Here is a 21,205-nt window from a genome sequence, read left to right on the forward strand (position 1 = left end):
GTCGGCGGAGCGCTCCGATTGCCCCGCAACGGCCCGATTTGCCCTGTCGTCAGCGAGAGTTGACGCCTCGGTGCGCGAACCGGGTGACAGCACGGCGGGTTTCCGGGCGCGCCCCGCGCGGTAGGGCGCGAGGGCCGGACCGCCCCGCTAGATTCGTCCCGGTTCGAAGCGAGCGGGGTCCGGGGACGGACCCCACGACACGGGCGGCCTGCGGGCATCGCGGAAGGTCAAGGCGGGTGGCAGGACAGCGGGGGCGGCAGCGCCGGTACCCCCGTGTCCGTACCACCGGCCTCGTGATCACCGCGCTGCTCGCCAGCGCCTGCCGTGCGCTCGCCGGCCTCCGCCGCGCGCCCGCCCCCGCTGCGGCCGTGCCTCCGGCAACGGCCCCGCCCCCGGCGGCTACTTCTCCCAGCCGACCTTGGTGTAGTCCGTGCTCGCCAGACCGAAGGCACCGTAGTTGGCGAGCCCCTTGCGGGCCGCCACCACGGTCGGCCGCTGGTACAGCTCGAAGGTGTGGCCGAGCTCCCAGATCTTGGCGTCCGCCTGGTTGTAGAGCTTCGCGGCCTCCACCGGGTCGATCGTGCCGGCCGCCTTCTTCAGCAGTCCGTCGATCTCCTCGGTGCCCAGCTTGGAGAAGTTGCCGAACACGTTGTCGCCCTGCGGCAGCCGGAAGTTGGTGAGGCTGCTGGAGAGCGGGAACGAGTCGGTGTTGCGCCAGCTGGCGATGTCCCACTTGCCGGGGTTGACGTACTTGGTGAAGAAGTCGTTGGCCGCGACCTTGTCGACCTCCACCTTGACCCCGGCCTGCAGCCACATCGCCTGGGCGGCGGTGGCGAGGTCGACCTGGGCCTGCGGGGTGGACTCGTTGAGCACCCAGTGCAGGGTCAGCGACTGGCCGTCCTTGGTGCGCGGCTGGCCGCTGCCGGCCTCCTTCCAGCCCGCCTCGTCCAGCAGCTTCTTCGCCGCGGGCACGTCGAACTTCGCCCACTCGCCGGAGTTGTCCTGGTAGCCGGCCTGGTTGGGCATGAAGATGTGGTTGCCGAGCGGCTTGAACTCCACCGGCACACCGTTGTTGGCGATCTTGATGAGCGCGTTGCGGTCCAGCGCCTTCCCGAGCGCCTGCCGCACCTTCTGGTCCGCCAGCGCGCCGCCGCCGCCGAAGGAGATGTGCACCTCGTCCCAGGGGCTGGCCGAGCGGATCACCGCGTCCTTGGCGTCCTTGAGCTGCCCGTAGGCGGTGGCGGTGCCGGCCGTGGCGTAGTCGATCTCGTTGTTGAGGAAGGCCTGGGTGGTCGCGGACTGCGACATCACCCGGAAGACGATCCGCTCCGCCTTGGGCTTGGCACCCCACCAGTTCGGGTCCGGGACCAGGGTCAGGGTCTGCGCGGTCTTGTCGGCCGTGCCGATCTTCAGCGCGCCCGCGGTGATCGGGACCTTCTCCACCCAGCCCTTGTTGAAGTCGTCGGCGGTGGCGATCCCGGCGGCCGGGATCAGCGGGCGGAAGAGGTTCTGCCAGTCCGCGTACGTCTCGGAGAAGGTCACCTTGACCTCGGCCGGGTCGGCGCCCTGCTCGACGGCGGAGATCAGCTCGTAGCCGGCCGAGTCGGCGATGTTGTAGCCGTCCTTCTTGCCGTTGCTGGCCTCCCAGTCGGCCTTGAAGTCGAGGTAGCTCAGCGGCTTGCCGTCCGACCACTTGGCCTTCGGGTTCAGCTTGTAGGTGACCACCTGCGGCGAGGTCGAGGTGACCTTGGCGTCCACCAGGTAGTCGGCGTTCGCCTTGAAGGTGCCGGTCTCGTCGGTGGTGAAGAGGTCCGGCTCGACGGTGCGCATGATCTCGACCGCGTCGCCGTACCGGCCGTCCACCTGGAACGGGTTCCACTGGGTGATCCACTGGTAGAGCGGGAAGCGGACCTCGCCGCCGTCGCGGATCTGGTCCACCGTCTTGGCGTTGATGTCGATGGAACCCTGCCCCGGCGCCGCGCTCTTCACCGCCGTGTCCGCCGAGCCACCACCGCCGGAGCTGCACGCGGTGGCCGCGAGGGCGACGGCGAGAGCGAGGACGGCGGCGCGGCCGAGTCGGCGCGCAGGCGTGGCGGAAGCGTGCATGAGGGTTCCCCCCGTGAGGTCCGGCGAGTGGTGAGAGATGAGCGTCGCGAGGTGTGGCGAGGCTTGAGCGTGGGCAGCCAAGTCGGTGCCGGGGACCGAACGTAACAGCCGATCAGGACGAGTACCAGGGGGCGTGGTGGACACCTGATCCAAACGAAACGGGGCGCAACACGACCGCAATACCGCGGCCGTGCGCCGGTGCCAGACTCTGACCTGCGCGCTTTCCTGACCACGGTCAAGAAGGCGGCCGGGACCACCCTCGACCCACCCGCCCCCGGTACGCCGCACCCGCATCCGCGCCACGGCGCCCCGCTCCCCCACCCTCGACCCGAAGGCCACCCTCCGATGCCCACCAGACGCGTCGGCCCCGCCCCCACCCAGGGCGGCCGCTGATGCTCCGTTACCTGACCAAGCGGTTCGCCTACTACGCCGTCCTGCTGGTCGCCGCCGTCTTCCTGGCGTACGCGCTGGCCGGCGCCGCACTGCAGCCGCGCGTCTACTTCGAGGCGAAGGTGCCGCGCCCGGCCGCCGCCTCGGTCGAGCGCCAGCTCACCGACCTCAACCTCAACGACCGCACCCCGGTCGTCGAACGGTTCGGGCACTGGGCGGGTGACCTGCTGCTGCACGGCGACCTCGGCCGCACCATCCACGACACCCCGGTGATGGACGACTTCCGCCGCCGGGTCTGGGTCTCGCTGCGGCTGCTGCTGATCGGCAGCCTGCTCGGCATGGTGCTCGGTGTCGCCGCCGGGGCGTGGAGCGCCGTGCGCCAGTACCGGATCTCCGACCGGCTGCTCACCGTGCTCTCCTTCGTCCTGCTCTCCACCCCGGTGTTCCTGGTCGCCCTCTTCCTCAAGAACGGCGCCATCGCCGCCAAGGACGCCGTCGGCCACGAGGTCGTCCCGTTCACCGGGTACGAGACCCCCGGCCTCAGCGGCGGACTCGGCGCCCACCTCGCCGACTGGGCGCTGCACCTGCTGCTGCCGACCCTCTCGCTGGCGCTCGGCGGCCTCGCCACCTACAGCCGCTACCAGCGCGGCACCATGCTCGACGTGCTCGGCGCCGACTACCTGCGCACCGCCGAGGCCAAGGGCCTCACCCGGGGCCGCGCCCTGGTCAAGCACGGGCTGCGGACGGCGGTGATCCCGATGTCGACGATGTTCGCGTACAGCTTCCTCGGCATCTTCACCGGCGCCGCGTTCACCGAGACCATCTTCGGCTGGCACGGCATGGGCGAATGGTTCATCCAGTCCGTCAACGAGCAGGACGTCAACGCGGTCGTCGCGGTCAACCTGTTCGCGGCGGTCGTGGTGCTCGCCTCCGGCTTCCTCGCCGACACCCTGCACGCCGCCCTCGACCCGCGCGTGCGGTCCTGAACCGAGGAGAGCCCTCTTGACCGCCGTCATCGCGGAGTCCGCCGGCCCCGCCGAGCCCGCCGGACCCGGTTCCCCCGCCGCTCCCGCCGTTCCCGGGCCGACCGGCCGGGGGCGGATCGTCCTCGCCCGGCTGCTCGCCGCCCGCTGGGCGGTGGTCGGCGCGGTGATCGTCCTGCTGCTGTTCCTGCTCGCCTTCGGCGGCGGGTTCCTCACGCCCTGGGACTACGCCACCCCCGACTACGGCGCGCTGCGCCAACCGCCCTCGGGCACCCACTGGTTCGGCACCAACGGGGTCGGCCAGGACGTCTTCGCGCAGACGGTCCGCGGCCTGCAGAAGTCGCTGGTCATCGGCCTGCTGGTGGCGCTCTTCTCGACCGTGCTGGCCTCCCTGGTCGGCGCCTGCGCCGGCTACTTCGGCGGCTGGACCGACCGGCTGCTGATGTTCCTGGTCGACCTCATGCTGGTCTTCCCCAGCTTCCTGGTCATCACGATCGTCTCGCCCCGGCTGAAGGGCGCCGGCTGGCTCGCCTTCGTGCTGCTGCTCGCCCTGTTCAACTGGATGATCACCGCCCGGGTGGTCCGCTCGATGACCATCTCGCTGCGGGAGCGGGAGTTCGTGCGCGCCGCGCAGTTCATGGGCGTCCGTCCGCTGCGGATCATCTCCCGGCACATCCTGCCGAACGTCGCCTCCTTCCTCATCATCGACGCCACGATCGCGGTCGGCGGCGCCGTGATGAGCGAGACCGCGCTCTCCTACTTCGGCTTCGGCGTCAAGGCGCCGGACGTCTCGCTCGGGACCCTGCTCGCCGCCGGCACCAGCGAGGCCCCGGTCTTCCCCTGGCTGTTCTACTTCGCCGCCGGGCTGCTGGTGCTCTTCGTCCTGGCGGTCAACCTGATCGGCGACGGGCTGCGGGACGCGCTCGACCCCACCTCCGAGGGCGCCCGGCGGCCCCGGCGGTCCCGGCGGTCCCGCACCCGTGCCGGTGCCGGTGCCAGCGCCGGTGCCAGCGCCGGTGCCAGTGCCGGTGCCAGTGCCAGTGCCAGTGCCAGTGCCAGTGCCAGTGCCAGTGCCAGTGCCACGACGAAGAGGACCAGCGCGTGACCACCACCGCCACGACCACCGCCACCGGGACCCCGCTGCTGCGCGTCCGCGACCTGCGGGTCGAGTTCACCGGCCCGCGCGGCGCCGACCCCGTCCCCGCCGTGCGCGGCGTCGACCTCACCCTGCACCGGGGCGAGACCCTCGGCATCGTCGGCGAGTCCGGCTCCGGGAAGTCCGTCACCGCGCTGGCCGTGCTCGGCCTGCTGCCCGGCACCGCCCGGGTCCGGGGCTCGGTCCGGCTGGACGACCGCGAGCTGATCGGCCTGCCCGGACGCGAACTGGCCGCCGTCCGCGGCCGCCGGATCGCCATGGTGTTCCAGGACCCGCTCTCCGCCTTCACCCCCGTCTACCGGATCGGCGACCAGCTCGTCGAGGCGCTGCGGATCCACCGGCCCGGCCTCGACCGCGCCGCCGCCCGCAAGCGGGCCGCCGAACTGCTCGACCTGGTCGGCATCCCGGCCCCCGACCGCGCCCTCGACAGCTTCCCGCACGAGTTCTCCGGCGGCATGCGGCAGCGCGCCATGATCGCCATGGCCGTCGCCAACGACCCCGACGTGCTGCTCGCCGACGAACCCACCACCGCCCTGGACGTCACCATCCAGGCGCAGGTGCTCGACGTGCTGCGCACCGCCCGCCGCGAGACCGGCGCCGCGCTCGTCCTGGTCAGCCACGACCTCGGGGTGATCGCCGGGATGGCCGACCGGGTCGCGGTGATGTACGCGGGCCGGGTGGTCGAAACGGCGGGCGTGGACGAGCTGTTCGCCGCGCCGCGCCACCCGTACACGCTGGGCCTGGTCGGGGCCGTCCCCCGGCTGGACGGGAACCGCGGACCGCTGGTGCCGATACCCGGCACGCCCGCGCCGATGGCCGAACTGCCGCCGGGCTGCCCGTTCGCCGCCCGCTGCCCACTGGTCGAGGACCGCTGCCGCACGGCCGAGCCGCCGCTGACCGGCGACGGGACGTCGGGCTCGGACCCCGGCACGGGGGCCGACGGCGCGACCGCCCACCTCGCGGCCTGCGTCCGGGCCGGTGAGCTGGCCGAACGGCGGCCCGCGCCCACCGAGGTCTACCCCGTGCCCGAGGTCCCGGCCGCGTCCGCCGCCGCACCCGTCCCCCGGGAGCAGCGCCCGCCGGTCCTGGAGGTCGAGGGGCTCACCAAGACCTTCCCGCTGCTCAAGGGCACCGTGTTCAAGCGCCGGATCGGCTCGGTCCACGCGGTGGACGGCGTCGAGCTGTCGATCCGGGAGGGCGAGACCCTCGGCCTGGTCGGCGAGTCCGGCTCCGGCAAGTCCACCACCCTGTTCGAGCTGCTGCGCCTGGCCGCCCCCGAGTCCGGGCGGATCGAGCTGCTCGGCCGGGACACCGCCGCGCTCTCCCGCGCCGAGGCCCACCGGATGCGGTCCGATCTGCAGATCGTCTTCCAGGACCCGATGGCCAGCCTGGACCCCCGGATGCCGGTCGGCGACATCGTCGCCGAACCGCTGCGCGCCCAGCGGGCCGCGAAGGAGGAGATCGCCCGCCGGGTGCCCGAACTGCTCCGTCAGGTCGGCCTCGACCCGGCCCACGCCGTCCGCTACCCGCACCAGTTCTCCGGCGGGCAGCGCCAGCGGATCTCGATCGCCCGCGCGCTGGCCGTCCGGCCCCGGCTGCTGGTCCTGGACGAGCCGGTCTCCGCGCTGGACGTCTCGATCCAGGCCGGGGTGCTCAACCTGCTCCAGTCCCTCAAGGCGGAGCTGGGCCTCTCCTATCTCTTCGTCTCGCACGACCTCTCGGTGATCCGGCACCTCGCCGACCGGGTGAGCGTGATGTACCTGGGGCGGACGGTCGAACAGGGCGAGGTGTCCGCCGTCTTCGACCGCCCGCGGCACCCCTACACCCGGGCGCTGCTCTCGGCCGTCCCGCTGCCGGACCCGGCCGCCGAACGGAGCCGGACCCGGATCCTGCTGGCCGGCGACCCGCCCTCCCCCACCGTCCGGCACACCGGCTGCCCGTTCCGCGCCCGCTGCCCGGTGTACGCGGGACTCGACGAGGGGTCACGCGGCCGGTGCGAGACGGAGGCGCCGCCGCTCACCACCGCGGGGCCGGCCGCCGCGGGTGCGCCGGAGCCCGACCACCGGGCCGCCTGCCACTTCCCGGAGGGGTGACGGGGCGTCCGCCGCCGGGGCCTTCGAGATCCTTCTCGCCGGACCGCCGGTCACCCACCGCCCCGCGAACACGGTGGGTGACCGTCCTGTCGCGATTCGGCGGATCGGCCCGATTGCGTGTAATGTCTTCCAGGTCAGCAGGCGCCGCTAGCTCAGTTGGTTAGAGCAGCTGACTCTTAATCAGCGGGTCCGGGGTTCGAGTCCCTGGCGGCGCACAGACGGCCGAAGGCCCCCTCGCAGCAGCGAGGGGGCCTTCGGCGTTCCCGCACACTCCCGATCGTTCCCTCCCGTTCCCCGGAAGTCCCGGAAACGGCGGCGGGTCGGCGGATAGCGTGGGTGTCCGTCCTCGCACCGGAGGTGCTGTCGCCGTGACTCCCCTCGGTCCGCCCGATCCGTACGCCGCCTCCGACCGCCTCCCGCTCTCGCTCGCGGAGGAGCTGGTCCTGCTCTTCACCGACCCGGACAGCGGCACCCTGCGGGTCTCCCGGAACGGCTTCCAGCGGGCGATCGCGGCCGCCGTGCTCGCCGAGCTGCTGCTGACCGGCGGCATCAAGGTCCAGGACCGGCGGATCACCGGATTCCGCCCGGACGGGGCGCGCGACGAGGTCACCGCCGAGGTGCTCGACCGACTGGGGCGGGCCCCGGAGTGGCGCCGGCCCGGGCTGGACGCGGCCCTGCGGCGGGTGCCGCGGGGGCCGGCGGTGCGGATCTTCCGGGAACGGCTGGTGGCGAGCGGGCACCTGACCCTCGAACACCGCCGGTTCCTCCTGCTGGTGCCGTACCGCGCCTGGCTGCCGGTACGCGCCACCGTCGGCGCCGAGATCGCCGAGCGGATCGCCGCCACCCTGCGGGGCGCTTCCGGTCCGCGCGGCGCCTCCCCCTCGGCCCAGCGGGACCTGCACCTGGCCGGACTGCTCTGGGCCGCGCAGCTGGACCGCCGGCTCTTCCCCGGCCGGGTCCACTCCGAGCTGCGGAAGTCCTTCCGGGCGGTCGCCCGGGAGCAGCCGATAGCCCGGGCCCTGCGCCGGGTGGTCGGGGCGGACAACGCCAGCGGCGGCTGAGCCGCCCCGGCGGCCCGGCCCGGCGGGGTTCAGCCCGGCCCGCGGGAGGTGTCCAGGACCGCCGAGGCCACCGCGTCCGGCCGGTCGAACATGAGCAGGTGCCCGGCCGGGGCGGTGCGCCGGTACTCCGCGCCGAGGAGTTCGGCGAGCCCCTGCTGGGCGGCCAGCCACTCCTCGGTCCGGGGGCCGCTCAGACCGTCGTCGGCGGCGAGCACGGTCACCGGCAGGCCCGCCGGCAGCGGGGCGGTGCCGCGCAGCGCGGCCAGCTCGGCGGCCATGTCCAGGTAGTGGGTGTTCTCCCGGAGCAGTGCCCGCAGCGAGCGTCCGGTGCGGTAGCAGTGCCGGACCAGCGGCGCCGGGGCGAGGTCCTCGTGCCGCACCGTGGTGGCGCGGGCGACCGTCCGGCGCACGGCGGGCCCGAGCAGGTAGGGCACGGCGACGGCGGTGGCGGCGGCCGCGGTGGCGCGCGCCGCGAGGTCCCGCAGACGGGGCGCCGGGCGCGGCCGGGGGTCCGGTTCGACGCTGCCGTCCAGCAGGACCAGCCCGGCCGTCCGCTCGGGGTACAGCCGGGCGAACGCCTCGACGTGGAAGCCGGCCAGCGAGTGCCCGGCCAGCGTGCAGCGTCCGGGCAGGCCGAGCGCGTCGAGGACGGCCCGGATCCGGGCCGCCTCCCCGGCGGCGGTCGGGACGGGCCGGTCGGCCGGTTCGGGGGCGCTGAGGCCGTAGCCGGGCCGGTCGTAGCGGACGACGGTGCGGTACGGGGTGAGGAAGGGGACCACCAGGTCCCAGTCGAACCAGCTGCTGCCGAGCCCGCCGGTGAGCAGGCACACCGGCCCCCGGCCCTCGACCCGGACGTGCAGCGGGACGCCGTCGATCCGGACGAAGGCGGCCGGCGCCGGGCCGGAGCGGGAGGCGGGCGGGTCCTCGGAGCCTTCGGCCCCGCCGTTCGCGGCCGGGCCGCGATCGCCGGTCATACCGGATCCCGCCGTTCGGTCCGGGACGGCGCGGCGGCGGCCGGGGCGTCCCGGACCGTGCCGTCGACGAGCGTCCCCCGCGGTCCGACGCAGTCCCGGCCGCCCGTCCGGCCGACGGCCGCCGCGAGCAGCGCGAGCCAGAGGGCGACGAGCAGCACCTGGAGCCGCTGGCCGGCGCCCAGCGCCCAGGTGCCGCGGCCCGCCTCGAAGGCGGCGATCGCGCCCAGGCTCCAGCCGGTGGCGAGCAGCTCGGCGCCCAGCAGCCACGGCCCGTACCGGGCCACCGGCGGCCACCGGTGGTAGCGGCGGGCGGCGACGGTGAGCGCGGTCAGCCCGCCGAGCGCGCCGAGCACGGCCAGGCTGCTGGTCACGGCGTGCGCGGTGTGGGTGGCGGGGACGAGGCCGGCTGTCTCGCGGGCGGCGCACATCTCGTCGCTGGTGGGCGCGCAGCTCAGCGGCAGCCGGGAGTCGGCGGCGGTGGCCGCGCCGAACAGGGCGAGCGCGGCCCAGCCGCCCGCCGCCCAGGCCCGCCGGACCGGGCTCCCCCCGGCCTCCGGGGGTGCCGGGCGGCGGAAGTGGAAGGCGGACAGCGCGAGCAGGGCGGCCGCCAGCACGGCGAGTCCGGCGACCAGGTCGGTGGCCCGGAAGAGGCCGCCCAGCGGCTGGTCCTCGGCGGCGAGCTCGCTGATGTAGGCCTGGACCGGGTCGAGCCCGGTGCTGAGCACCACCTCCAGGACCCACGCGGTGTAGGCCACCGCGCTGAGCAGCAGCAGGGCGGCGACGGCCCTGGCGGCGGCCTCCGGCCGGGCCGGAACGGACACCGGGGCTGACACCGGAGCGGACGCGGGTGCGGAGATCGGGGCGGGGGTGCGCCGAGCGTTCCGGCGACCGGGGTGGGAGCTGGGCACAAAACCACCCTAACCGTCGACAAACGGCACCCCAACCGGGCGGAAACGGACAGGCTGCCCCCGGTGACGTCCGGGTGGTTCGAGGCACCCTTCGGAAGCGTGTATTGTTTTCCCCGTCAGCAGGCGCCGCTAGCTCAGTTGGTTAGAGCAGCTGACTCTTAATCAGCGGGTCCGGGGTTCGAGTCCCTGGCGGCGCACCGACACCGGGGAGCCTCTCGTACACACGAGGGGCTCTCCGGCTTTTCGCTGCCCATTGACGCCCGATTTGTGTGTGATGTCGGTCTCGCTTCCCGCCGTGGTGGAGCCAACCGGTACCTTCGGCGCGTTCTGGGCTGTACACCGGAAAAGGGGCAAAGGCCCCCGACCGCCGACGGTCCTGTCCGCGCGGGCCGGCCCGGCCGTACGTGCCGCCGCCCGCCCGTGCACCCTCCCCGTCGTTCGCCCGCAGGAAAGGCCGCCGCTTTGTCCCGTAACGCCCCGAGCGGCGCGCCGCGCATCCGGAAGACCAAGGTCCGACGGCCCAGGCGCACCGGCTGGCGCCGGCTGATACCGACCTGGCGATTGACCCTGGTGGGCCTGGTGGCCTCGGTGCTGCTCGGGGTCGGCCTGTTCGCCCTCGGCATCGCCCTGGTGAAGGTCCCGGACGCGCACGCGGCCGCGACCACCCAGAGCAACACCTGGCTCTACCAGGACGGCTCGGTGCTCGCCCGGACCGGCCAGACCAACCGCCAGAACGTCCCGCTGGACAAGGTCTCCCCCGCCGCGCAGCACGCGACCCTGGCCGCCGAGGACCGCAACTTCTACCACGAGGGCGCCGTCAACGTGGCCGGCATGGTCCGCGCCGCCGTCAACACCGCCAAGGGCGAGGGCACCCAGGGCGGCTCCACCATCACGCAGCAGTACGTGAAGAACACCTACCTGAACCAGCAGCAGTCGGTCACCCGCAAGGTGAAGGAACTCTTCATAGCGATCAAGGTGGACGCCACCGAGACCAAGGACGAGATCCTCTCCAGCTACCTCAACACCTCGTACTACGGGCGCGGCGCGTACGGCGTCCAGGCCGCCGCCCAGCAGTACTTCGGCATCGACGCCGCGCAGCTCGACGCCGCCCAGGGCGCCTACCTGGCCACCCTGCTGAACGCCCCCAGCGCCTACGACGTCGCCACCGCCACCCCGGCGGGCAAGCAGAACGCGGTCAACCGCTGGAACTACGTGCTCGACGGCATGGTGAAGGAGGGCTGGCTGTCCGCCGAGGAGCGGGCCGCCACCGCCTTCCCCGAGGTCAAGGACCCGCAGGCGCAGCTCGGACTGTCCGGCCAGGCCGGCTACCTGGTCAACGCCGCGACCGAGTACCTCACCACCAACCAGGTCATCGGCGAGTCGGAGCTGGCCAAGGGCGGCTACACGATCAAGCTCACCGTCGACCCGACCCGCCAGCAGGCCCTGGAGGACTCCGTCCAGGCCCAGCTGCACGACACCCTCAACCCGGACAAGCGGAAGAAGGACGCCGCCGTCCAGGCCGGTGCCGCCTCGGTGGACCCGAAGACCGGCGCCGTGGTCGCCCTGTACGGCGGGGTCGACTACACCAAGCACTACATCGACAACGCGACCCGGCGGGACTACCAGTCGGGCTCGACCTTCAAGGCGATCGCACTGGCGGCGGCCCTGGAGAACAACGCCAAGACCCAGACCGGCCAGGCCGTCACCCCGCGCACCGTCTACGACGGCACCAGCGAGCGCAAGGTCCGCGGCGGGAAGGGCACCGCGTACGCACCGCCGAACGAGGGCGACAAGAGCTACGGCCAGATCACCCTCCAGCAGGCCACCGACTGGTCGGTGAACTCGGCCTTCGCCCAGCTCGCCCAGGACACCGGGCTGGCCAAGGTGCGGGACACCGCGATCGCGCTCGGCCTGCCCAGCAACACCCCCGACCTGAACGCGGTGCCGTCGATCCCGCTGGGCACCTCCACCCCCAGCGTGCTCGACATGGCAGGTGTGTACGCCACGCTGGACAACGGCGGCAAGCAGATCACCCCGTGGCTGGTGCAGTCGGTGGACCGCGAGGGCGAGGCGGTCGCGCTGCCCGCCCACAAGACCACCCAGGCGGTGAGCGAGCAGACCGCGCGCCAGGTCACCTCGATGCTCCAGGGCGTGGTGGCCGACCAGGGCGGCACCGGCTGGCGGGCCAAGGCGCTGGGCCGCCCGGCCGCGGGCAAGACCGGCACCACCGACGAGCACCGGTCGGTGTGGTTCGTCGGGTACACCCCGGAGCTGGTCACCTCGGTCGCGCTGTTCGGCCAGGACCCCGGCACCGGGGCCCAGGTCAGCCTGAACGGCACCGGCGGACTCGACGGCGCGGCGGGCGGCCAGTACCCCGCGCAGATCTGGACCGCCTACATGAAGGCGGCGCTCAAGGGCCAGCCGGTCTCCGACTTCCCCGCGCCCGCGGGCGCCGACGACTCGGGGCGTGGCGGCTGGGGCTCCTCCGGGGCCGGCGCCTCGCCCAGCCCCTCGGGCGGCGCGAGCTCCGCGCCGGCCACCCCGGACGGGTCGGCGACGCCCTCCGGCCAGCCCTCGCCGCCGGCCGGCCAGGGCGGGACGGGCGGCTCCGGCGGGACGGGCGGCTCGGGCGGACCGGGCGCCGGTCCGGAGCCCACCGCCACCCCGTCCGGCGGGCCGACCACCGCACCGCAGCCGACCGGCGGCACCGGCGGGGCGACCAGCACCCCGACCCAGCCGACGACGCCGCAGCCGACCAGCCGGCCGACCAGGACCCCGGCACCCACCACCGCCCCGACCACCGGGCCGACCACGGCACCGCAGCCGACCGGCGGCACCGGCGGCACGGGCACCGGGTCCGGCGGCGGCACCGGGGCGGACGCGGGCACCGGGACCGGATCCGGCCAGTAACTGCGGCCAGTGGCTGCGGCCGCGGCGCCGGTCGGTAGCTGCCGACCGGCGCTGCGGTCGGTGGCGGGGGCTCACCCCCGGGTGATGTGCAGGACCGAATAACGAAATGACCCCTTACCGAATTGCGGTCCTACTGTCACAATTCGTCGGTGCACAGCTCGAAGCCCCCGCTCGGCCGCCCCTCGGGCCGGACCCTCGGTCTCACCCTCGCCCTCGTCTCCGCGATCGCCTTCGGCGGCTCCGGCACCGCGGCCAAACCACTGATCGAGGCCGGGCTGTCGCCCCTGCACGTGGTCTGGCTGCGGGTGACCGGCGCCGCCGTCGTCCTGCTGCCGCTGGCCTACCGCCACCGCGATGCCGTGCTGCGGCGGCCCGGCCTGCTGATCGGCTTCGGCCTGCTGGCCGTCGCGGGCGTGCAGGCCTGCTACTTCGCGGCCATCTCGCGGATCCCGGTCGGCGTCGCCCTCCTGATCGAGTACCTCGGCCCGCCGCTGCTCATCGGCTACGTCCGGTTCGTCCAGCGCCGGCCGATCAGCCGGGGCGCGGCGATCGGCGCCGGCGTCGCGGTCGCCGGACTCGCCTGCGTGGTCGAGGTGTGGAACGGGCTGAGCTTCGACCTGCTCGGCGTGCTGTTCGCCCTGGGCGCGGCCTGCTGCCAGGTCGGCTACTTCGTGCTCGCCGACGCCGGGAGCCGGGGCGACCGCCCCGTCGACCCGATCGCCGTCAGCGCGTACGGCCTGCTGATCGGCTCGGTCGTGCTCACCGCCTTCACCCGCCCCTGGCAGGCGGACTGGAGCAAGCTCGGCGGGGACGTGGTGATGAACGGGCACACCCTGCCCGCACTGCTGCCGGCCGCCTGGATGGTCCTGATCGCGACCGTGCTCGCCTATCTGACCGGCGTCGTCGCCGTCCGCCACCTGTCGCCGCCGGTCGCCGGTGTGGTGGCCAATCTGGAGGCGGTCGTGGCGACCGTGCTGGCCTGGGTCCTGCTCGGCGAGCACCTCGGCCTGCCGCAGGTGACCGGCGGTCTGCTGGTACTGGCCGGCGCCTTCGCGGCGCAGGCGAGCAAGCCCGTCGCCGTGGAGATCACGGGAACGGCGGGGACGACCGGCAGGGACGTGGAGGACGCGGGCCGCGCGGCGGTCCCGGCGGGCGCGACCGCGCTCGGCGAGCGGCTGGCACGGGCGGCCGGGGCCGAGGCGGGCGAGGCCCTGGAGAAGGAGCGGTAGCCGGGAGGAGCCACCGGCGCCCGGCCGCAAGGCCGGGGTCGGGGCAGGGCCGGGGCCGGTCCCGGCCCCGGCCCCGGCCGGATCAGCGGCCGACCCAGCCGAACCAGTCGAGATGGCCGAGCGGCCACACCACGGCCGACACCGGACCGACCACGTTGTCCACCGGCACCGCGCCCCCGCCCGGGCCCCGCTGGTGGTACCGGGAGTCGGCGGAGTCGCTGCGGTGGTCGCCCTCGACCCAGACATGGCCCTGCGGCACCGTCACCGGGCCGAAGTCCAGACCGGCGCAGGAGTCGTCCCCGGGGTGGAGGTAGGGCTCGTCGACCTTGGCGCCGTCGACGGTCAGCGTGGTGCCCGCGCACTGCACGGTCTGCCCGCCCGTCGCGATCACCCGCTTGACCAGGTAGTTGTCGTCCTTCGGCGGCACCAGGCCGACGAAGGAGAGCGCCGAGCCCAGCGCGTCGGTCAGCGGGTTCCCGTCGGTCGCCTGCGGCGGCAGCCAGCCCCCCGGGTCCTTGAACACCACGGGCTGGCCCGGCTCGGGCTTCCAGCCGGTCAGCGGGGCGAGCTTGTTGACGCCGACCCGGTCGCCGATCCGCAGGGTGTTCTCCATCGAACCGGAGGGGATGGTGAACACCTGGAACAGACAGGTCTTGATCAGCAGCGCGACCACCAGGCCCACCGCCGCCATGGCCGGGATCTCGATCCACCACGGCCGCGGCCGGCGCCCCGGGCGGCCGTTCTTCGGCGAACCGTTCTTCGACGGCCTGCTCCGGCGGCCCTCGGCGGCCCGCCGTGCCCGCCGGGCCTCGGCCCGGCCCCCGACCGGGGCACCGGGGGCGGCGGCACCGGCCCCGGCGTCGCCGCCGTGCGTGTCCGGCAGGTTCACCGCCATCGTCGCTGCTCCACTCTCCGGCTGCGGGGGAACCCGCACGCTACGCCAATCGGGGATCCAGGCGAAATCGGGCTTTTACCCATGTCCGACATCCCCGGGCCCGCCGTCCGCCCGGGCCGGCGGTGACGGCGGCACCGGCCCGCGGCGACGGGCGGCACCGTCGGCCCGGGCGGCGGCGCGGGCCGGGTCGGCCGTCAGACGGCGTCGTTCCCGCCGGTCACGGTGTCGCTCGCGATGGCCTCGTGGTGGCGGATGACCTCGGCGATGATGAAGTTGAGGAACTTCTCGGCGAACACCGGGTCCAGGTGCGCGCCGGCGGCCAGCTCGCGCAGGCGCTTGATCTGGGCGCGCTCACGGGCCGGATCGGCCGGGGGGAGCTTGTGCTCGGCCTTGAGCCGGCCGACCCGCTGGGTCGCCTTGAAGCGCTCGGCCAGCATGTGGACCACCGCGGCGTCGATGTTGTCGATGCTCTCGCGCAGGCTGGTCAGCTCGGCCCGCACGGCGTCGTCGACCCCCTCGGGCAGTCCGGCATCGGGGGTCGTGGGGTGGTCCGTCATCGGGCAGGCTCCGCGGCTCTCTCGTCTTGCGCCCGGCCGTCCGGCGGCCGGGCCCGGGCCCGGGCAAATCTAACAGGGCGCCCGACGTCGGCCCGCACCATTTGGCCGATCGGTCCACGATATGGACGGCACACGGACCGACCGCCGGACGGCGCTCCGAGCTGCCCGGGCCCGCCCGCCGGAGGCCGCGCCCACCGGGGCGGCCGAGGGATTTTCGGACTCGTGAGACCGGGGCGCTACTTGTGGCAGGCCCCGGACCTGCACGTAGGCTGGGGCGCGGCAGGACCGGACGTGACGAACCAGCAGTTCCTCATTCGACGGAGGTACCGATCGTGGCAACCACTCGCACCGCGCGCACCGCTTGGGAAGGCAACCTGCTCGACGGCAAGGGCCAGGTGACGTTCGCGTCGTCCGGCATCGGCGAGTTCCCGGTGTCCTGGCCGGCCCGCGCCGAGACGCCGAACGGGCTGACCAGCCCGGAGGAGCTCATCGCGGCCGCGCACTCCGCCTGCTTCTCGATGGCGCTCTCGCACGGCCTGGCGGGCGCGGGCACCCCGCCCACCAAGCTCGACACCCAGGCCGATGTCACCTTCCAGCCGGGCACCGGCATCACCGGCATCCACCTCACCGTGACCGGTGAGGTGCCCGGGCTGGACGAGGCCGGTTTCGTGGCCGCCGCCCAGGACGCCAAGGCGAACTGCCCGGTGAGCCAGGCGCTGACGGGCACCACCATCACCCTCACGGCCAACCTGGCCGGCTGACCGTCCGGTCCTCCGCTCCTCCTGCTCCTCGGGCCCGATGGGGCGCGCGTTGGCGCTCCGCCGGGGCCCGAGGGCGCACTGCCGGAGCACGCGCCCCCGGTGCACATCATGTGATGTGTACCGGGGGCGTCCGCATGTATCGCCGCACTTGACCCCAAAGCCGACGAATCACCCTGGCGGCGGTCACCGCGCGTTGCCGTCGCGTCCTATGATCGGCCGCAGCACCCTGTTCCTCACGGTTCCTCAGGCGGGCTTCGGCCCGGCCCGCTCCGTCCCGAGCGTTCCGCCGCGCCGCCGCCCCAGGAGCCCCGGCAGGGTGCGGAGCCGGCCGCCGCAGTCGGGTGACCGGCCGGACCAGCGTCAAGCGTCAGCAGCGGACGGGAGCATGCCGTGCCGGGCCAGAACGAGGGGGCCGACGCTCACCACCCCGGCGTACGGCGCGAAGAGGCACGCGCGCACCACCGCCTCCCGCCGCCCGCCGGCAGCACCAACGGCACCGGCCCCGGCAGCACGAACGGCACCACGAACGGCACCACGAACGGCACCGGCGTCGGCACCACCCAGGCCGTCCTGGACGGCGTGTCCGGCGGCGCCCTGCTCTGCCCGACCTGTGCGAGGCCGCTCGCCGACGACGCCCACCGGACGGCGGACGACAGCCCCGGCACCGGGCCCGCACAGCCGGGACCGGCCACCGCCGAGGACGGGGACCCGCTGCTGGCCGCCCTGCGGGTGAGCGAGGCCCGGCTGCGGGCCGCCTTCTGGGACGCCGGTATCGGCATGGCCCTGATCGACCCCGAGGACCGGATCATCGAGGTCAACCCCGCCTTCGCCACGCTCACCGGCCGCACCGTCGGCGAACTGGCGCGGACCCACATCCACGAGATCTTCGACCCCGAGGGCATGCCGCACCGGCTCTTCCCGGCCCTCGTCCACGGCGAGCGCGACCGGCTCCGGGTCGAGAAGCAGCTCAAGCACCGCGAGGGCCGGACGGTCTGGAGCAAGGTGACCGTCTCGCTGATCCGGGACGCCTCGGGCGGGCCGCTCTACACACTCGCCCTGGTCGAGGACATCACCGAGCAGCGCCGGCTCGGCGACCGGCTGGAGTACCAGGCCCTGCACGACCCACTGACCCGCCTGCCCAACCGGACGTACTTCTTCGAACGCCTCGACGCGGCCTGCCTCACCGCCGACCGGTCGACGGCGCCCCCGCCGGCGCCCGCACCCCCGGACCCGGCCACCGGGGCCGAGGACGAGGGCGACGGCCCCCGGGTCGGCGTCTGCTACCTGGACCTCGACGGGTTCGCCGCGATCAACGAGACGCTCGGCCACCACATCGGCGACCAGTTGCTGATCGCCGTGGCCACCCGGCTGCGGCGCGGCTTCACCGCGCACGGCACCCAGCTGGTGGCGCGGATGGGCGGTGACGAGTTCGCCGTCCTGGTGACCGACAGCCGGGGCAGCGACCAGCTGACCGACCTGGCCACCCGGATCCTCGAAGCCCTGGAGCGCCCCTTCGACGTGGCCGGCCACCGCCTGGTGGTCACCGCCAGTGTCGGCGTCGTCGAGCGCTCCGTGCAGGAGACCACCCCCACCGACCTGGTCAAGGACGCCGACGCCACCCTGTACTGGTCCAAGGCCGACGGCCGGGCCCGGTGGACCCTCTACGACCCCGACCGGGGCGCCCACCAGCTGACCCGCCAGCTGCTCGCGACCGCGCTGCGCCCGGCGCTGGAGCGCGGCGAGTTCACCATCGAGTACCAGCCGCTGGTCGGCCTCGCCGACGGTGCCGTGCACGGCGCCGAGGCCCTGGTCAGATGGCGCCACCCCCGCTACGGGACGCTCTCGCCGGACCGCTTCATCCCCCTCGCCGAGGAGTCCGGGGCGATCGTGCCGCTGGGCAAGTGGGTGCTGGAGGAGTCCTGCCGGCAGGCACGGCGCTGGCTCACCGAGTTCCCCGAGACCGAGACCTTCGTGAGCGTCAATCTGGCCGCCCGCCAGATCTGGGACTCCGACGTGGTCGCCGATGTCGCCCAGGCCCTCGAACGCACCGGGCTGCCGGCCCGGCTGCTGCAGCTGGAGATCACCGAGAGCGCGCTGCTCGGCCCCGGCGGACGCCCGCTCCAGGCGCTCCAGGCGCTCGCCGACATGGGCGTCCGGATCGCGATCGACGACTTCGGGACGGGCTACTCGAACCTCGCGTACCTCTCCCGGCTCCCGGTGCACGTACTGAAGCTGGACGGCACCTTCATCGAGGGCTTCCGCGACCCCTCCCCGACCGGCTCCCGGGCGGAGATGCCCGGGTTCGGCGCGCGGCGCAGCGACGCGGACGAGCAGATCGTCGGCGCGATGGTGCAGCTGGCCCACACCCTCGGTCTGACCGTGACCGCCGAGGGCATCGAGAGCGCCGCCCAGGCCGAGCGGCTGCGGCTCACCGGCTGCGACACCGCCCAGGGCTGGTACTTCGCCCGCCCCGGCGAGGCGGAGCTCGTCGCGGCGATACTCCGCGACAACCGGGACGGGCGGGACCGCCAGGACAGCGGGGACAGCCGGGACGGGCAGGACGGGCGTGAGGGCCGCGAGGGACAGGACGGCCGCGAGGCCCGGGGCTGACGCCGGTCAGCCGGCCGAACCGCCGGCCCCGGTCAGGCCGTACGCCTCGGCGATCAGCCCGTAGGAACGCAGCCGCGCCTCGTGGCCGTGGATGTGCGAGGTCACCATCAGCTCCTCCACCCCGGTCCGCTTGCGCAGCGCCTCCAGCCCGTCGGCCACCTCTCCCGGCGAGCCCAGCACGACATTGCCCAGCCACTCGTCGATGAAGTCCGCCTCCATCGGGCTGTACGGGTAGGACTCGGCCTCCTCCGGGGTGGGGATCGGGCCCGGGTTGCCGCGGCGCAGCCGGAGCATGCCGAGGGCCGCGGAGCGGGCGAGGCGGCGGGCGGCGTCCCGGTCGTCGGCCGCGACCGCGCCCACCCCGATCAGCGCGTACGGCTCGTCGAGCACGGCCGAGGGGCGGAACTCCGAGCGGTAGAGGTCGAGGGCGGGGAGGGTGTTGACGCTGCTGAAGTGGTGCGCGAAGGCGAACGGCAGCCCCAGGCGCCCGGCCAGCTGGGCGCTGAAGCCGGAGGAGCCGAGCAGCCAGACCGGCGGCCGTCCCTCGCCCTTCGGGACGGCGGTCAGCCGGGCGTAGGCGTGCTCGGCCGGGAAGCTGCCGTCGAGGAAGTGGGTCAGCTCCGCGAGCTGGCGGGGGAAGTCGTCGGCGCCCTCGCCGAGGCCCCGGCGCAGCGCCCGGGCGGTGGCGGCGTCGGTGCCGGGGGCCCGGCCGAGGCCGAGGTCGATCCGGCCGGGGTGGAGGGCTTCGAGCAGGCCGAACTGCTCGGCGATCGCCAGCGGGGCGTGGTTGGGCAGCATCACGCCGCCCGAGCCCAGCCGCAGGGTGGTGGTGTGGGCGCCGAGGTGGGCCAGCAGGACGGCCGGGGTGGAGCTGGCGACACCGGGCATGCCGTGGTGCTCGGCCACCCAGAAGCGGTGGTAGCCCCATTCCTCGGCGCTGCGGGCGAGGGTGGTGGTCGCGGCGAGCGCCTGCGCGGGTGTGTGGCCGACCCCGACGGTGGCCAGGTCGAGAATCGACAGCGGGGCGGGCGCCGATCCCCGGGCCGTGCCCCGGATCGCGTCCGCGGCGGGTGCCGCGCTCCCGCCGTCCCGCTGCTCCGCCCGCCTGTCCTCGGTCGTCATACCGTCCGTCCTCCTGGCCGTGGTCGTTCCGTCCGCCGGTGCGGTGCACCGGTGCCGGCCACCGGGTCGGCCGGTGCCGCCGCCGGTGCCGACAGTGGTCAACCCCGGCCGCGGTCCACCTTGTTCCCCGCCCCGGGCCCGGCCGCGCCCCGGGCGACCCGTTCGCGAACGCCCGTCCCTTCCGTCGCCCGGGCTCCCCGGGGACCCGGCTCCCGGTTGACACAGAGCCAGCGGACGAACACCCGTGGCGACTTCACGCCAGCGCGGGAAGTCGCCAGCCGGAGGGCTCGCGGGCGGCCTCCGGCGTCCGGCAGGCTTGGTTCCCGGCGGATCACCCAACCGGATCCGCACTCACCAGCAAGATCGTCGGGCTGGACCAGCGCCGACCGATCCCCGCGAGCCCCCGGAGCGGCACCCCGCCCCGGGGGCTCGTGCCATTCCGGGCCCGATCGACTCCGATCGACTCCGACCGCCTGCCGGGCAGGTCGGGGCATGTGGGCCCCGACACCTGTGAGCCGCCGCACAACCGGGGTGCTTCATGGCATGAAAAGTCGAGGCGCTAGCGTTGTCCCTTGCAACCACTGCTCCCCCGGGCAGCCTGGAGGGAGGAAGTACATGGACATCGCGACACTGGCCGGATCCTCGTGGATCTGCGCCCTGGCGCTCTGCGCCGTCCTCGGCGACGCCTTCCTCCCCTTCATCCCGAGCGGGACGCTCGTCATACTCGCCGTGCTCAAGACGGCACAGATAGACGGCGCGCCCGTACTGCTCGGCCTGGGCGTGGCCACCGCCTCCTTCCTCGGCGACCTGCTGCTGCTCCAGCTGGCCCGGCGCGGCGCGCCCATGGTCAACCGGCGGCTGGAACACCGGCCGAAGCTCGCGGCGAGCGTGGCCCGGGTCCAGCAGGCGCTGGACGGGCGCACCACCCGGGCGGCGGCCGTCATGGTCGTGGTCGCCCGCTTCGTCCCGGCCGGGCGGACCGTCCTCGATCTGGCCATCGGCCACTCCCCCGAGCACCCCCACCGCTTCCTGCGCTGGTCGGCGCTGGCCGCGATGATCTGGGCGGCGTACATCGTGACCCTGGGCTGGCTCAACAGCCACTGGTTCGACACCGCCTGGCTGAGCCTCGCGGTCTCCTGCACCGCGGCCACCGCGGTGAGCACCGCCATCGCGCGGATCGTGCGCCGCAACCGCCGGCTCTCGCTCGGCTGACGCCGCGACGGCACGCCCCTCGAATCGGGCGAAGCGTCACAGGACGGCAACAGAAGACATTTCTTCGCATCCCGTACAGGCGTATCGAGCGTGTTCATGGTCGGCGGCCCCCCGGGTTCCTTGGTGACCCGTGTGTTCGCATGCAATCCTAACGACGGATAATCACTCAATTGTCCGAATTGACTGATACGGGCGCGGCCACGGCCACCACCCGGTCCGGACGACCCCAGGGGAGACG

15 protein-coding genes and 2 tRNA genes are annotated in these 21,205 nt (G+C 74.1%); 11 read left to right on the forward strand and 6 right to left on the reverse strand.

Annotation, left to right across the window (positions count from 1 at the left end):
* Positions 1-399 precede the first annotated feature (399 nt).
* Entirely contained in the window at positions 400-2,106 is a 1,707-nt protein-coding gene (locus IF01_RS0116410) for an ABC transporter family substrate-binding protein (protein ID WP_030394167.1), read from the reverse strand.
* A gap of 392 nt (positions 2,107-2,498) precedes the next feature.
* Between IF01_RS0116410 and IF01_RS0116415 the strand changes: the two genes are divergently transcribed.
* The 5 genes from IF01_RS0116415 to IF01_RS0116435 all read left to right on the forward strand — a co-directional run bounded on the left by IF01_RS0116415 (position 2,499) and on the right by IF01_RS0116435 (position 7,789).
* Positions 2,499-3,482 (forward strand): ABC transporter permease, encoded by a 984-nt coding sequence (locus tag IF01_RS0116415; protein ID WP_030394168.1) that lies wholly within the window; start codon positions 2,499-2,501, stop codon positions 3,480-3,482.
* 16 nt (positions 3,483-3,498) lie between these two features.
* Entirely contained in the window at positions 3,499-4,584 is a 1,086-nt protein-coding gene (locus tag IF01_RS0116420; RefSeq protein WP_244215529.1) for an ABC transporter permease, read from the forward strand.
* Positions 4,581-6,728: a dipeptide ABC transporter ATP-binding protein gene (locus IF01_RS0116425; RefSeq protein WP_030394170.1), complete on the forward strand. Its 2,148-nt coding sequence runs from the start codon at positions 4,581-4,583 to the stop codon at positions 6,726-6,728. Before IF01_RS0116420 ends, IF01_RS0116425 begins: the two co-directional genes overlap by 4 nt.
* Before the next feature lie 141 nt (positions 6,729-6,869).
* Positions 6,870-6,943 (forward strand) — tRNA-Lys (locus tag IF01_RS0116430).
* A gap of 153 nt (positions 6,944-7,096) precedes the next feature.
* On the forward strand, positions 7,097-7,789 hold the full coding sequence (locus IF01_RS0116435) for a GOLPH3/VPS74 family protein (RefSeq protein WP_030394171.1): 693 nt from the start codon (positions 7,097-7,099) through the stop codon (positions 7,787-7,789).
* 29 nt (positions 7,790-7,818) lie between these two features.
* Here the strand turns inward: IF01_RS0116435 and IF01_RS0116440 are convergent, their stop codons facing one another.
* Positions 7,819-8,763: an alpha/beta fold hydrolase gene (locus IF01_RS0116440; protein ID WP_078880017.1), complete on the reverse strand. Its 945-nt coding sequence runs from the start codon at positions 8,761-8,763 to the stop codon at positions 7,819-7,821.
* Positions 8,760-9,584: a DUF998 domain-containing protein gene (locus IF01_RS0116445; protein WP_078880018.1), complete on the reverse strand. Its 825-nt coding sequence runs from the start codon at positions 9,582-9,584 to the stop codon at positions 8,760-8,762. The genes IF01_RS0116440 and IF01_RS0116445 overlap by 4 nt, the downstream gene beginning before the upstream one ends.
* A 210-nt stretch (positions 9,585-9,794) precedes the next feature.
* Between IF01_RS0116445 and IF01_RS0116450 the strand changes: the two genes are divergently transcribed.
* From IF01_RS0116450 to IF01_RS0116460, 3 genes are all read left to right on the forward strand, one after another.
* Positions 9,795-9,868, forward strand: a tRNA-Lys gene (locus IF01_RS0116450).
* A gap of 265 nt (positions 9,869-10,133) precedes the next feature.
* Positions 10,134-12,581 carry a transglycosylase domain-containing protein gene (locus IF01_RS0116455; protein WP_051755472.1) on the forward strand — a complete coding sequence of 816 codons (2,448 nt, stop codon included), beginning with the start codon at positions 10,134-10,136 and terminating at the stop codon, positions 12,579-12,581.
* A gap of 149 nt (positions 12,582-12,730) precedes the next feature.
* Positions 12,731-13,810: an EamA family transporter gene (locus IF01_RS0116460; protein ID WP_078880020.1), complete on the forward strand. Its 1,080-nt coding sequence runs from the start codon at positions 12,731-12,733 to the stop codon at positions 13,808-13,810.
* Positions 13,811-13,892: 82 nt separating this feature from the next.
* Here the strand turns inward: IF01_RS0116460 and lepB are convergent, their stop codons facing one another.
* Together lepB and IF01_RS0116470 are read right to left on the reverse strand one after the other, a co-directional pair.
* Positions 13,893-14,705, reverse strand: a complete 813-nt coding sequence (gene lepB, locus IF01_RS41825; RefSeq protein ID WP_051742557.1) for a signal peptidase I — start codon at positions 14,703-14,705, stop codon at positions 13,893-13,895.
* 194 nt (positions 14,706-14,899) lie between these two features.
* Positions 14,900-15,262 (reverse strand): chorismate mutase, encoded by a 363-nt coding sequence (locus tag IF01_RS0116470; protein ID WP_030394177.1) that lies wholly within the window; start codon positions 15,260-15,262, stop codon positions 14,900-14,902.
* Positions 15,263-15,594: 332 nt separating this feature from the next.
* Here IF01_RS0116470 and IF01_RS0116475 point away from each other — a divergent pair, with 332 nt between their 5' ends.
* Both IF01_RS0116475 and IF01_RS0116480 read left to right on the forward strand, forming a co-directional pair.
* Positions 15,595-16,023: an OsmC family protein gene (locus IF01_RS0116475; protein WP_030394178.1), complete on the forward strand. Its 429-nt coding sequence runs from the start codon at positions 15,595-15,597 to the stop codon at positions 16,021-16,023.
* A 390-nt stretch (positions 16,024-16,413) separates the two neighbouring features.
* A complete protein-coding gene (locus IF01_RS0116480) occupies positions 16,414-18,633 on the forward strand; it encodes a putative bifunctional diguanylate cyclase/phosphodiesterase (protein ID WP_094745572.1) in 2,220 nt (739 codons plus the stop codon).
* A gap of 6 nt (positions 18,634-18,639) precedes the next feature.
* Here the strand turns inward: IF01_RS0116480 and IF01_RS0116485 are convergent, their stop codons facing one another.
* Positions 18,640-19,755, reverse strand: coding sequence for an LLM class flavin-dependent oxidoreductase (locus IF01_RS0116485; RefSeq protein ID WP_030394180.1), 1,116 nt, complete (start codon positions 19,753-19,755; stop codon positions 18,640-18,642).
* Between the two features lie 615 nt (positions 19,756-20,370).
* Between IF01_RS0116485 and IF01_RS46860 the strand changes: the two genes are divergently transcribed.
* Positions 20,371-20,967 carry a DedA family protein gene (locus tag IF01_RS46860; protein WP_051742556.1) on the forward strand — a complete coding sequence of 199 codons (597 nt, stop codon included), beginning with the start codon at positions 20,371-20,373 and terminating at the stop codon, positions 20,965-20,967.
* Positions 20,968-21,205 lie beyond the last annotated feature (238 nt).

The sequence above is a fragment of the Kitasatospora purpeofusca genome, from assembly GCF_000718025.1.
GTDB lineage: Bacteria > Actinomycetota > Actinomycetes > Streptomycetales > Streptomycetaceae > Kitasatospora > Kitasatospora purpeofusca.